Below are 12,464 nucleotides of genomic sequence, written 5' to 3' on the forward strand. Positions count from 1 at the left end.
GCTCACAAACGGGCAGCCGGGATCGGATGGATCAGGCGGTGATGTCCGCGGTCGGGGCGGCCTTGGCGCCGCCCTTGGAGACGCCGACCAGGGCCGGACGCAGGATGCGCTCGCCGATCATGTAACCGGCCTGCACGACCTGCACCACGGTGCCCGACGGCACCGACGGATCGGGCACCTCGAACATCGCCTGCTGGAAGTTCGGATCGAACTTCTCGCCGATCGGGTCGAACTTCTTGACGCCGTTCTTCTCCAGCGCGTTGAGCAGCGAACGTTCGGTCAGCTCGACGCCTTCGATCAGCGCCTTCAGGCCGGGATCGGCGGCTTCCTTGGTCTCGGCCGGCACCGCATCGAGCGCGCGCTGCAGGTTGTCGGCGATATCGAGCACGTCGCGGGCAAAGCCTGTGATGCCGTAGGTCTTGGCGTCGGCGACCTCGCGGCGGGTGCGCTGGCGGAGATTCTCCATCTCGGCCAGCGTGCGCAGCGTCCGGTCGCGCGCCTCGGCGAGTTCCTTGGTCAGCGCCTCGGCCGATCCGGCCTCGGGCTCGTCAGGCATGATGTAGGGCTTCGAGACCACGGGCTCACCCGTCGGCGCCGAATTCTCGGTGTTGTCATTGGCCCGGTTCGGATCGGTCATGGCTTGCCTTCTCGAAAACTCGCGTCGGTTCAAATCTTGGGGATTGCTTGCCGGGATATCGTGCTTTGGGCGGCGAAAATCAAGCGCAACATACCGGTCTCGGGAACTGGGATCTCCGGCCTGGGTGAAGAAAACCCGTCAAATGAAAGCGAAATCGCCCTCCGGTCAGCCGCCGAGCATCTTGCTGACGATGCGCGCGGCATAGTCCACCGTCGGTATCACCCGCGCATAGTTCAGCCGCGTCGGTCCGATCACGCCGAGGACGCCCACGATCCGCCCCTGGGCGTCACCGTAGGGTGCGATGATGGTCGAGGAACCCGACAGCGAGAACAGCTTGTTCTCCGAGCCGATGAAGATCCGCACGCCCTCGCCGCGTTCGGCGCGGCCGAGCAGATCGATCACGCCGCGCTTGGTTTCGAGATCGTCGAACAGCGACTTGATGCGCTCGAGATCGTCGAGCGCATGCAGGTCCTCGAGCAGATTGGCGTGACCGCGCACGATCAGCTGGCGGTCCTCGTTCTCGCCGCCGGACCAGCTCGCGATGCCCGCCGCGACCACCTTTTGCGTGAGCTGATCGAGCTCGGCGCGGTTTTGCGTCAATGCCGTCTCGAGCTCGAGCCGCGCTTCAGCCAGCGTCCGGCCGCGGATCCGCGCATTGAGGAAGTTGGTCGCCTCGGTCAGGGCCGAGGATGGAACACCCGGCGGCAGCGCCAGCACGCGGTTTTCGACCTGGCCGTCTTCGCCGACCAGCACGACCAGCGCCTTCTCCGGCTCCAGCCGGACGAACTCGATGTGCTTCAGCCGCGCATTCGACTTTTGCGTCAGCACCACCGCCGCGGCGCGGGTCAGCCCCGACAGCCGCGTCAAGGCTTCGCCAAGCGCGGCCTCGACGGATTGCGCGCGGCCGACGGCCGCAAGCTGGGTCTGGATCGATTGACGCTCGGCCTCGGTGAGGTCGCCGACCTGCATCAGCGCGTCGACGAAGAAGCGCAGCCCGAGTTCGGTCGGTAACCGGCCGGCGGAGGTGTGCGGCGCATAGATCAGGCCGAGCTGCTCGAGATCCGACATCACGTTGCGGACCGAGGCCGGCGACAGCGGTAATGCGATCAGGCGCGAAATGTTGCGCGAACCGACCGGCTCGCCGGTCGCAAGATAGCTTTCGACGATTTGACGAAAAATGTCGCGCGAACGCTCGTTGAGCTGGGCGAGCCCGGCATGCGGCGCGATCAGGCCAATCGGATCGTGGTGAGTCACACTCCAGTCCCTCACAATTACTGCATAATTTGTCGATCCGGGAGGCCGATGACAAGCATGCATTCGGCCCCGTGGTACCGGACCCTGCCGGGGCCGAAAACCCTTGCCGCTGCCCCTTCCCCCTCCTACAAGCACGGCCAGCCAATTTTCTCGGATTTCTGGAGGATTTCATGCGGCCAAGCCGCCGTGCACCCGATGAACTGCGTCCCGTGTCGCTGGAACGCGGCGTTGTCAAATATGCCGAAGGTTCCTGCATGGTGAGGTTCGGCGACACCCATGTGCTGGTGACCGCCACGCTGGAAGAGCGGTTGCCGCCGTGGCTGAAGGGCCAGGGCCGCGGCTGGGTCACCGCCGAATACGGCATGCTGCCGCGCGCCACCCTGGAACGCACCCGCCGCGAGGCCTCGGCCGGCAAGCAGGGCGGCCGGACGGTCGAGATCCAGCGGCTGATCGGCCGCTCGCTGCGCGCGGCCGTCGATCTGGAGGCGCTCGGCGAGCGCCAGATCACGGTCGATTGCGACGTCATCCAGGCCGACGGCGGCACCCGCACCGCCTCGATCACCGGTGCCTGGGTGGCGCTGGCCGACTGCATCAACTGGATGAAGACCCGCAACATGCTGAAGACCAACGTGTTGCGCGACAATGTGGCGGCGATCTCCTGCGGCATCTACCAGGGCACGCCGGTGCTCGATCTCGACTATGCCGAGGATTCCGAAGCCGACACCGACGCCAATTTCGTCATGACCGGCGACGGCCGGATCATCGAGGTGCAAGGCACCGCCGAGAAGACGCCGTTCTCGGAAGGCGAGTTCCTGGGGCTGATGGCGCTGGCGCGCAAAGGTGTCGCGCGTCTGGTCGACTTGCAAAAGATCGCGGTGGCGTAGTCAGATTGGTCATGCACCGCCGAATCACCGGAAGGCTCGTCATCGCCACCCATAATCCCGGCAAGCTTGCCGAGATGCGGGAACTTCTGGAGCCGCATGGCGTGGAGGTGGTGTCGGCGGGCGAGCTCGACCTCGCCGAGCCCGAGGAGACCGGCGACAATTTTCGCGCCAACGCGGCGATCAAGGCGATCGCGGCAGCGAAGGCGACCGGACTGCCCGCCTTCGCCGACGATTCCGGCATCGTGGTCGACGCACTCGACGGCGCGCCCGGGATCTACTCGGCGCGTTGGGCCGGCGAGGGCAAGGACTTCATGGCGGCGATGACGCGGATCGAGCGGCTGCTGCAGGAACGCGGCGCCACCGCACCGGACCGGCGCAAGGCCCACTTCGTCTCGGCGTTGTGCGTGGCCTGGCCCGACGATCATCTCGAGGAGGTCGAGGCCCGCGTCGACGGAACCCTGGTCTGGCCGCCGCGCGGCACCGCCGGATTCGGCTATGATCCGGCGTTCCTGCCCGACGGCTACACACGGACCTTCGGCGAGATGACCAGCATCGAGAAGCACGGCCTGCCGCCGCTCGGGCTCGGCCTGTCGCATCGCGCCCGCGCCTTCGTGAAGCTCGCGGAGATCTGCCTTGAGCCACGCTGACCGAGAAGCCTTCGGCGTCTACGTGCACTGGCCGTTCTGCCTGTCGAAATGCCCGTATTGTGATTTCAACAGCCACGTGCGGCATGCGCCCGTCGACGAGGAGCGCTTCGTGCGCGCGTTCGCCCGCGAGATCGAGACGACGGCTGCGCGCGTGCCGGGGCGTCAGGTGTCCTCGATCTTCCTCGGCGGCGGCACGCCGTCGTTGATGCAGCCGCAGACCGTCGGTGCCGTGCTCGATGCGATCGGCAAGCACTGGCAGGTCTCGCGCGATGTCGAGGTCACGCTCGAGGCCAATCCGACCAGCGTCGAGGCGACGCGCTTTCGCGGCTATCGCGCAGCCGGCGTCAACCGCGTCTCGCTCGGCGTGCAGGCGCTCGATGACGCCTCGCTGAAGGCACTGGGCCGCCTGCACACCGCGCGCGAGGCGCTCGACGCGGTCGCGATCGCGCGCTCTGCATTCGACCGTTACTCGTTCGATTTGATCTACGCGCGCCCCGACCAGACGCCGCGGATGTGGGCCGATGAATTGAAGCAGGCGATCTCGGAAGCGGCCGAGCATCTGTCGCTCTACCAGCTCACGATCGAGGAAGGCACGCCGTTCTTCGGGCTGCATGCCGCCGGCAAACTGCAAACGCCGGATGAGGCGACCGCGCGCGCTCTCTACGACGTGACGCAGGAGGTCTGCGCCCGCGAGGGATTGCCGGCCTACGAGATCTCCAATCACGCCCGCGCCGGCGCCGAGTGCAAGCACAACCTCGTCTACTGGCGCGGTGAGGAATATGCCGGCATCGGCCCCGGCGCGCACGGCCGGCTCGACATCGATGGCGTCAGGCACGCGACCGCAACCGAGCGGCGCCCCGAGGCCTGGCTGTTGAACGTCGAGGAGCGCGGCCACGGCGTCGTCAGCGATGACAGCCTCAACAGCGAAGAGCGCGCCGACGAGTTTCTCTTGATGGGGCTGCGGCTCGCCGAGGGCATCGATCCCAAGCGCTATGCGAAGCTCTCCGGCCGCCAGCTCGATCCGCACCGGATCGCGATGCTGCGCGAGGAGGGCGCGATCGCCGTCGATGCCGACGGACGGCTGCGGGTGACCAAGTCGGGATTCCCGGTGCTCGACGCCGTCGTCGCGGATCTCGCGGCCTAGCTGCACGGCGCCAAAATATCGAAAACAACCCCATGCACAGTAGCTGGCGGGTGCTTTAGCGCGATTTCAGGCCGCCGCCTGACGAAAATTAAGCCCCAAAACTCTTCGGCGAACCTGCAACCGCAGTAGCGCCGCCCGAGGCCACCTTCATGACCGCAAGGCCGCGCTCATTGGTGCCGTCGGAGCGGAAGCGGAACAGGCCGTCGATGCCGGCGAAGCCGGACGGATTGGTCAGCGTCTCCGGCGCAAAGCGCTGCGCGCCTTGCGTGCGCGCGAGCGCCGCCATCAACGCCACGGCATCATAGGCAAGCGTCGCGGTGCGCACCGGCTCGCCACCGTATTTGGTGCGGTAACGGCCGGCGAAGCTGCGGAAGCCGGACGGATCAGGCGCGGCGTAGAGGCCGCCCTGCAAGACGGGGCTCGCGAACACCCGCGGATTGTCCCACAGCCCGGTGCCGAGCAGCTGGATGTTGCGCAGATTGGCGCCCGCCGCGGTCAAGGCATCGGCGGTCGCGACGACCGAATCACCATCGTCGGCGATCAGCAGCGCATCGGCCTGGCCGAGCGCCTGCGCCACGGTTCGCGCCGGCGTCGCGCGATCGGCGCCATATTTCTCGAATGCGACGACGCGGCCGTTCTTGCGGCCGACCGCCTGCTTGAAGGCGGCCTCGACGACGTTGCCATAGGCATTGTCCGGCACCATCGCGGCGAACGAGCGCTTTCCGATCCCCGCCGAGTAGTCGACGATGCGATTGATGTCGGACTCCGGCAGGAAGCTCAGCAGATAGACGCCGCGCCCGGCCACGCTCGAATCAGTGGAGAACGCGATCACCGAGGTTCCGCGCGGCCGCGTCAGTTGCGCGACGGCCGGCACCGAGCCTGCGAACAGCGGTCCCAGAATGATCTCGGCGCCTTCGGACAGTGCCTGCTGGGCACCCTGCGATGCGCCCTGCGGGCTGCCGCCATCGTCCTTGATCAGGAGCTGGATGTTCGGGTTCTGAAATTCCGCCAGCGCCATTTCGGCCGCGTTCCGCATCGACTGGGCGGCAAGTCCGGCATTGCCGGAAGCCGACAGCGGCAGGATCAGCCCGATCTTGACCTGCCCGGTGCCGACCGCCTGCGGCTGCTGCTGCGGGCCGGCGGGACCGCCTTCCTGGTTGCCGCCGAGCGGGCTGGAAAACTGGCTCAAGCTTTGCTGCACGCCGGAACAGGCCGTCAGCAGCGGCGCGCCCACGAGGAGGCCGAGCGCGGTCCGCCGGGTGGTGCCCGACGGCGTGGACTTGCGGTGATGCGGGCCTTCCATCGTCTCTCTTCTCTTGGCCGACCGTGATCAGCCAGGACTCCATCCAGCTCTGATGAGGCGGGTGGATTCAGGCATATTCTCGGCGAATAGTTAACTAAAACAAAAGGATTATGGCCCCGCGGCGCCCTTGCCGCGGCCTCCATTTCCCCCGTCAGGCAGCGTTCCGTCACCGCCGTTTGCGGATATGGCGCTAGCGCCGCCATCCCTCTAGAGCTTATCCCGTTCCGATTGAATCGGAACGGGGCTCTAGATTCTCGGTTTGGCGCGTTTTCTTCACCTGAACCGGTACCCACTTCGCTCGAAAACGCTCTAGATTGGCATTATGCGCGCAAAAGCCAGTTCCCTCCACCATTCGGATGCCACGACAGGCGCTGCGGCCAGAACCTTTTCGATCGGCGGCCAGCAATTGGCCGCGCCAAGGGCCGCACCCGGGCTCCATCTGGTCGCGACCCCAATCGGAAATCTCGCCGACATCACCCTGCGCGCGCTGGAGACGCTGGCCGGTGTCGACGTCATCGCCTGCGAGGACACAAGGATCACCCGCCGGCTGACCGAACGTTATGCCATCGCCGCCGAACTCGCGCTCTACCACGAGCACAACGCGGCCCAGGCCCGGCCCAAGATCCTCGAACGCCTGGCGGAGGGCGCCGCGATCGCGCTGGTTTCCGACGCCGGCACGCCGCTGATCTCCGATCCCGGCTTCAAGCTGGTGCGCGAGGTCTGCGCCGCCGGGCATGCCGTCATCGCGGTGCCGGGGCCATCATCGGTGCTGACGGCGCTGTCGGTCGCGGCTCTGCCGACCGACCGGTTTTTCTTCGAGGGATTTTTGCCCGCGAAGGAGCACGCACGCCGGGCGCGGCTCAACGAGCTGGCGAGGGTCGATTCGACGCTCGTGATGTTCGAATCGGGCAACCGCGTACAGGACACGCTGCGCGATCTCGCCGCGATCATGGCCGGACGCGATGCCGCGATCTGCCGCGAGCTGACCAAGCTGCACGAAGAGATCACGCGCGCGCCGGTCGCCGAGCTGGCGGCAAGCGCGGACGCGCTGGAAACGCGCGGCGAGTTCGTGCTGGTCATCGGACCGCCGGCCGATGATGCCGGGGTGATGGACCAGGATATGCTCGACGATCTGCTGCGGGCGCAGCTCGCCCGCGGCAGCGTCAAGGATGCGGTCGCCCATGCGGTCGAGCTGTCGGGCCGGCCGCGCCGCGAGGTCTATGCCCGCGCCCTCGAGCTTGCGAAGACCACCGGGGACGGCAATGGCGAAGACTGACAGCGCCTCGCCGGAGCGCGTCGCGGCGTTCCGGACCGGCATCTCGGCGGAGAGCCGCGCCGCAGCGCTTCTGATCGCCAAGGGCTATCGCATCCTGGCGCGACGCTTCCGTACCCCCTTCGGCGAGATCGACCTCGTGGTGCGCCGGCGCAACTTGCTGGCCTTCGTCGAGGTCAAGGCCCGTGCCAGCCTCGACGACGCCGCCTATGCGGTGACGCCGCGGCAGCAGCTGCGCATCATCAATGCCGCCCAGGCCTGGCTGATGGCGCATCCCGAACATGCCGAATTCGATCTCAGATTCGACGCCGTGCTGATTGCGCCGAAGAGCCTGCCGCGCCATCTGTTAGCGGCATTCGACGCCAGCCCTAATTAACCTCAAGACCTCGCGGGACACGCTTATGAAATTGAAGATCGCCGTCCAGATGGATCCCATCGCGCGCATCAATATCCGCGGCGATTCGACCTTTGCGCTGCTGCTCGAGGCGCAGAAGCGCGGCCACGGCATTTCCTACTACACGCCCGACAAGCTGTCGCTGCGCGGCGAGGAGCTGGTAGCGCCGGTGCAGCCTCTCACCGTGCGCGACGAGGTCGGCAATCACTTCACGCTGGGCGAGGCGAAGCGCGAGCCGCTCAACGGCTTCGACGTCGTGCTGCTGCGCCAGGATCCGCCGTTCGACCTCGCCTACATCACCTCGACCCATTTGCTCGAGCGCATCCATCCGAAGACGCTGGTCGTCAACGACCCGGCCAGCGTGCGCAACGCGCCGGAAAAGCTGTTCGTGATGAATTTCCCGCAGCTGATGCCGCCAACCCTGATCTCGCGCGATCTCGACGAGATCAACGCATTCCGCGACCAGCATGGCGCCGTCGTCATGAAGCCGTTGCACGGCCATGGCGGCGCCGCCGTGTTCCGCGTGATGCCGCAGGACATGAACTTCGGCTCGCTGTTCGACATGTTCTCCGTCACGTTCAAAGAGCCCTGGGTGATCCAGCGCTTCCTCCCCGAGGTGAAGCATGGCGACAAGCGCATCATCCTGGTCGATGGCGAGTTCGCCGGCGCCGTCAACCGCGTGCCGGCAGCGGACGATCTGCGCTCCAACATGGTGCGCGGCGGCGCGGCCAAGGCGACCGAGCTCTCGGATCGCGAGCGCGAAATCTGCGCCACCGTTGGGCCCTCGTTGCGCGAACTTGGTCTGATGTTCGTCGGCCTCGACGTGATCGACGGCAATTTGACCGAGATCAACGTCACTTCGCCGACCGGCATCCGCGCAATCCAACGGCTCAATGGCCCCGACGTCGCGGCGATGATCTGGGATACCATCGAGAAGAAGCGCGCCGCCAGATAACCCTCCCTTGTGCGCCGCACAGCTGGCTGAAATTTAGCCAGCGTTCGATCGCGCATGCGTTCTCCTTATTCTTCTTGCCAGCTTGCGCGGGCGAGGGCAGCATCCGCTCGCCTGCGTCAGGTCAAGCGGCGGGTCAACGCGCGGGCAACAACGCGAAAATCTCATAAAAAATGTGGAGGAAGACGTTATGACGCTCAATGTCTCACGACGATCCTTGCTCGCGCTCGGTGCCGGTCTCGGCGCCAGCACCCTGCTCGGGGGCACCGCACAGGCACGCGCGCCGAAGCTCGGCACGCAGACACCCTACTGGCACCGCTTCATGCTCGGCGAAGCCGAAGTGACCGTCGTATCCGACGGGCCGCTTCCGCTCGGCGATCCCTCCGGCACTTTCACCGGTGTGCCGAAGGAGGAGGTGAAGAAGATGCTCTCCGACAACTTCCTCTCGCCCGACAATGTCGTGCTCGAGCAGAATTCGCCGATCGTCAACACCGGCGACAAGTTGATCCTGTTCGATACCGGCATGGGCACCTCGCAACTGTTCGGCAAGACCACCGGCCGGCAGCAGAAGAGCATGAAGGAAGCCGGCATCAAGCCAGAAGACATCGACGCCGTCGTGCTGTCGCACGCGCATATCGATCATATCGGCGGCATTGTCGGCGCCGACGACAAGCCGCTGTTCCCGAATGCGCAATACTACATCGCGCAGAGCGATCTCGAGTTCTGGACCGACGAAGGCAAGATGGGCAGTCCGTTGAAGGATTTCATCGTGCATGCCCGCAAGAACCTGCTGCCGGTGCGCGACCGCATCGTGTTCTTCAAGGACGGCCAGGAATTCCTGCCCGGCGTGACGGCAATCGCAGCGCCCGGCCACACCGTGGGCCACACCATCTTCATGGTGAGCTCGGGCGGCAAATCCTTCGCGTTCCTCGGCGACCTCTCGCATCACGCGGTGCTGCTGCTGGAGCGTCCGCGGATGGAGTTCTCCTACGACACCGATCCGAAGCAGGCGGCGAACTCGCGGGTCAAGCTGCTGGAGATGCTGGCCGCGAACAAGACCGCCGTGATGTCCTATCACTTCGCCTGGCCGGGCTACGGCCACGTCGCCAAGGTCGGCGAAGGCTTCCACTACTATCCAGAGCCGATGCAGATGAACCTGTGACGGACTGATTGCGAAGACGGACTAATTCGGGAGCGGCCGCCGCCGCTCCCGAATGCATTTGCCGCCCGGTGCAAGGAGCCCACGGGGTGTCCGGCCTATTCCGCCGGCGCAAGACGGCTCTCGGGGCGTGTGCGCGTCGTCTCTCGCGCGCCAATCCGCGCACGACGTTTGCGCCACCAGATCACGACGCCCGTCGCCGACAGCGCCGCAACCACCAATCCCATCAGCGAGATCAGGATGCGCCCGGGCAAGCCGGCGATCCGGCCGGAATGCAACGGAAACTGCATCTGCACGAACACGTCGGCCGCGGTGCCGACCCATGGCAGCCGCTCGCCGAGCGGACGGCCGTCCTCGCTGTCGTAGTAAAGCTGCGCCGGCCCGACGCCCGCGGCGCCATGTTCGTCGCCCGGCTCGAAGAATGCGACCGCATAGACGCCATGGGCCGGACCATAATTGATCGAACCGATCGGCGTGGTCCAGCCGCGCGCCTTGCCGTCGGCCGCGGCCCGCGCGGCGATCTCCGCATAGGCCATCCTTGGCTCGATCGGGTCGTCGAGATGACGGTATGGTCGCTGCTCGTAAGGTGTCGGCGTGTAGTTGGACACGGTCTTCATCAACGGCGAGAACACCTCGAAATAGAGGTTCAGCGAGAATGCCGTGAACGCGATCACAAACAGCAACGCCCAGGTCCACAGGCTGAAGGCGCGATGAATGTCGAAATTGATTCGATAGGCGCTGCCTGAGATCTTGATCTTCCAGGCCGGCGCCCAGCGGGTCCAGAAACCCTTGCCGCGCGGGCCCGATATCGCCGACGCCTGCTCCGCCCTTGCGCGCCGCCGCGACGGCAGGGTCAGGTAGAAGCCGACGAAACAATCGATCGTCCAGATGACGGCGATGACGCCGAGGAAGCGCATGCACCAGCGATCGCTGCCCCAGAATTCGGGGATATGCATCGTGTAGTGCAGCTTGTAGAGGAACGAGACGAAGTTTTCGCGGGTCACCGGCCAGACCGCGCCCCAATAGCGGCGTCCGAGCTCGACGCCGGTGTTGGGATCAAGAAAGACCTGGTTGTAGTCGAGCGTGTAACGTTTGCCGGTCGCCGGATCGATCCGCGGCAGCACGAAGAACCACAGCGACTCGCCTTTCTCCGCGGTCATGAACATGTGGACGACGCGGGCACGATGATCGCGCTGCTCGATCAGCCGGGCGAGTTCGACCGACGGGATCGCGGGTCCGGAGCTCGTCACCTCGAACAGCCTCCTGTTGAGCACATCGTCGATCTCGTGATCCCACGAGATGATCGCGCCGGTCACACCCGAGAAGAACAGGAAGGCCGCGGTGAGAAGTCCCGCCCAGCGATGCAGTCGTCCGAAGGTGGGTCTCATGGGCATTTCAGCAGGTTGTTCGGGGGTGATCACCAGCGATAGGTCAGCTTCGCGATCGCCTTGCGACCCTCCGCGTAGAAGCAGCTGGTGTTGCCGTAGCAGGCTGCCACATAGCGCGTGTCGGCGAGGTTGGTGACGTTGAGCGAGAGGCGATAATTGTCCCTGGTGTAGGCGACGAGCGCATCGACGACCGTCGACGCCGGCACCTTGAAGGTGTTGGCGTCGTCGCCGAACGTCGATCCGACATAGCGGACGCCGGCCCCGAACTGGACGCCGGCAAGCGGGCCACCCTGGACGGTGTAATCGCCCCACAGCGAGAAGCGGTTGAGCGGGACCGTGGTCGGCGCCTTGCCGACGTTGACGGGATCCTTGGTGACGACCGCGTCGACATAGGCGTAGCCGCCGCGGATATTGACGCCCTCGACAAGCGTCGCGGTGCCTTCGAGCTCGATCCCGCGCGACCTGACCTCGCCGGTCTGCTCGGCGAAATAGAACGGCGGGGCGTAGGTGACGACGTTGGATCGGGTGAGGTCGAAGGCGGCCAGCGTGATCAGCGCATTGATGCCGACCGGCTGGTACTTGACGCCGACTTCGTACTGGACGCCGGACTCCGGCTTCAGCAGCTCGCCGGCGGCGTTGATGCTCAGCACCGGCAGGAATGATTCCGAATAGCTGAAATAGGGCGCGATGCCGTTGTCGAAATTGTACATGACGGCGGCCCGGCCGGTGAATGCCGAGGCATCGGTCGAGGTCGACGTCCTCGCGAGATTGTTGTCGAGATCGGTGGTGACGAAATCCTGCCGCCCGCCAAGCAGGAATGACAGCCGGCCGAGCCTGATCTGGTCCTGCAGATAGAGGCCGGCCTGCGACTGCTTGATGCCGGTGTCGTCATACGGCCCGTTGTTGGTCCAGCTGTTGGTGTAGACCGGCGCGAAGACGTTGAGCTTGCCGGTGCTGTAGCTCGAGGCCATGTCGCGGAACGAGGTGTTGCGGTAATCGACGCCGAACAGCGTCGTGTGGCTCAGCATGCCGGTGACGAACTTGCCCTGCAGCTGGTTGTCGACCGCGAAGGAATCGATCGTCGAGCTGCCACCGGCGCCGCCGCGCGACAATAGGCCCGCAGCCTCGTCGGCGGCCGACGCATAGCCGGTGCCGTAGAAGCTCTTCTGCTCGTTTTGCATCCACGAATAGCGCAGGTTCTGGCGGAAGGTCAGCGCCTCGTTGAAGTCGTGCGACAGCATGTAACCGACCGAGGATTGCTCGGTGTCGAACTGGTTGAAGCCGGGCTCGCCGACGAAGCGCGTGTTCGGAATGTAGCGGCCGTTGTTGGCCCAGACGGTGCCGGACGGCGGCAGGAATTGCAGGCCCCAGCCGGTGCGTTCCTTCTGGTAATTCGCAAGGAAGGTGATCGTGGTGTCCTCGTTCGGCT

12 protein-coding genes are annotated in these 12,464 nt (G+C 65.7%); 7 read left to right on the forward strand and 5 right to left on the reverse strand.

Going from position 1 to position 12,464, the window contains the following annotated elements; genetic code table 11:
* Nucleotides 1-31: 31 nt before the first annotated feature.
* Both grpE and hrcA read right to left on the reverse strand, forming a co-directional pair.
* Nucleotides 32-637 carry a nucleotide exchange factor GrpE gene (gene grpE / locus PMN64_RS04440; RefSeq protein ID WP_028341763.1) on the reverse strand — a complete coding sequence of 202 codons (606 nt, stop codon included), beginning with the start codon at nucleotides 635-637 and terminating at the stop codon, nucleotides 32-34.
* 165 nt (nucleotides 638-802) lie between these two features.
* Nucleotides 803-1,891: a heat-inducible transcriptional repressor HrcA gene (gene hrcA / locus PMN64_RS04445; protein ID WP_016841498.1), complete on the reverse strand. Its 1,089-nt coding sequence runs from the start codon at nucleotides 1,889-1,891 to the stop codon at nucleotides 803-805.
* Between the two features lie 170 nt (nucleotides 1,892-2,061).
* Between hrcA and rph the strand changes: the two genes are divergently transcribed.
* From rph to hemW, 3 genes are read left to right on the forward strand one after another with little or no spacing between them, the layout of a single operon-like run.
* Complete coding sequence (gene rph / locus PMN64_RS04450; protein ID WP_411779849.1) at nucleotides 2,062-2,775, forward strand: ribonuclease PH; 714 nt, start codon at nucleotides 2,062-2,064, stop codon at nucleotides 2,773-2,775.
* An 11-nt stretch (nucleotides 2,776-2,786) separates the two neighbouring features.
* On the forward strand, nucleotides 2,787-3,422 hold the full coding sequence (rdgB, locus tag PMN64_RS04455; RefSeq protein ID WP_411779850.1) for an RdgB/HAM1 family non-canonical purine NTP pyrophosphatase: 636 nt from the start codon (nucleotides 2,787-2,789) through the stop codon (nucleotides 3,420-3,422).
* Nucleotides 3,409-4,566, forward strand: a complete 1,158-nt coding sequence (hemW, locus tag PMN64_RS04460) for a radical SAM family heme chaperone HemW (RefSeq protein ID WP_304497961.1) — start codon at nucleotides 3,409-3,411, stop codon at nucleotides 4,564-4,566. Before rdgB ends, hemW begins: the two co-directional genes overlap by 14 nt.
* A gap of 88 nt (nucleotides 4,567-4,654) precedes the next feature.
* On the opposite strand, the gene PMN64_RS04465 is transcribed toward hemW, so the two are convergent.
* Nucleotides 4,655-5,869 carry a penicillin-binding protein activator gene (locus PMN64_RS04465; RefSeq protein ID WP_411779851.1) on the reverse strand — a complete coding sequence of 405 codons (1,215 nt, stop codon included), beginning with the start codon at nucleotides 5,867-5,869 and terminating at the stop codon, nucleotides 4,655-4,657.
* A gap of 322 nt (nucleotides 5,870-6,191) precedes the next feature.
* On the opposite strand from PMN64_RS04465, the gene rsmI reads away from it, so the two are divergent.
* The 4 genes from rsmI to PMN64_RS04485 all read left to right on the forward strand — a co-directional run bounded on the left by rsmI (nucleotide 6,192) and on the right by PMN64_RS04485 (nucleotide 9,650).
* On the forward strand, nucleotides 6,192-7,145 hold the full coding sequence (gene rsmI, locus PMN64_RS04470) for a 16S rRNA (cytidine(1402)-2'-O)-methyltransferase (RefSeq protein WP_411779852.1): 954 nt from the start codon (nucleotides 6,192-6,194) through the stop codon (nucleotides 7,143-7,145).
* Nucleotides 7,132-7,518: a YraN family protein gene (locus PMN64_RS04475; RefSeq protein ID WP_038382707.1), complete on the forward strand. Its 387-nt coding sequence runs from the start codon at nucleotides 7,132-7,134 to the stop codon at nucleotides 7,516-7,518. The genes rsmI and PMN64_RS04475 overlap by 14 nt, the downstream gene beginning before the upstream one ends.
* Nucleotides 7,519-7,543: 25 nt before the next feature.
* Nucleotides 7,544-8,491 carry a glutathione synthase gene (gene gshB / locus PMN64_RS04480; protein WP_411779853.1) on the forward strand — a complete coding sequence of 316 codons (948 nt, stop codon included), beginning with the start codon at nucleotides 7,544-7,546 and terminating at the stop codon, nucleotides 8,489-8,491.
* Nucleotides 8,492-8,678: 187 nt separating this feature from the next.
* Entirely contained in the window at nucleotides 8,679-9,650 is a 972-nt protein-coding gene (locus PMN64_RS04485) for an MBL fold metallo-hydrolase (RefSeq protein ID WP_028341770.1), read from the forward strand.
* Between the two features lie 95 nt (nucleotides 9,651-9,745).
* On the opposite strand, the gene fsrB is transcribed toward PMN64_RS04485, so the two are convergent.
* Together fsrB and PMN64_RS04495 are read right to left on the reverse strand one after the other, a co-directional pair.
* A complete protein-coding gene (fsrB, locus tag PMN64_RS04490; protein ID WP_411779854.1) occupies nucleotides 9,746-11,035 on the reverse strand; it encodes a siderophore utilization protein FsrB in 1,290 nt (429 codons plus the stop codon).
* 29 nt (nucleotides 11,036-11,064) lie between these two features.
* Nucleotides 11,065-12,464, reverse strand: a 1,400-nt coding sequence (locus PMN64_RS04495; protein WP_411779855.1) for a TonB-dependent siderophore receptor, incomplete at its 5' end; no start/stop codon positions are given.

This window comes from Bradyrhizobium sp. UFLA01-814 (assembly GCF_046718885.1).
In the GTDB taxonomy this organism is placed as follows: Bacteria; Pseudomonadota; Alphaproteobacteria; order Rhizobiales; family Xanthobacteraceae; genus Bradyrhizobium; species Bradyrhizobium elkanii.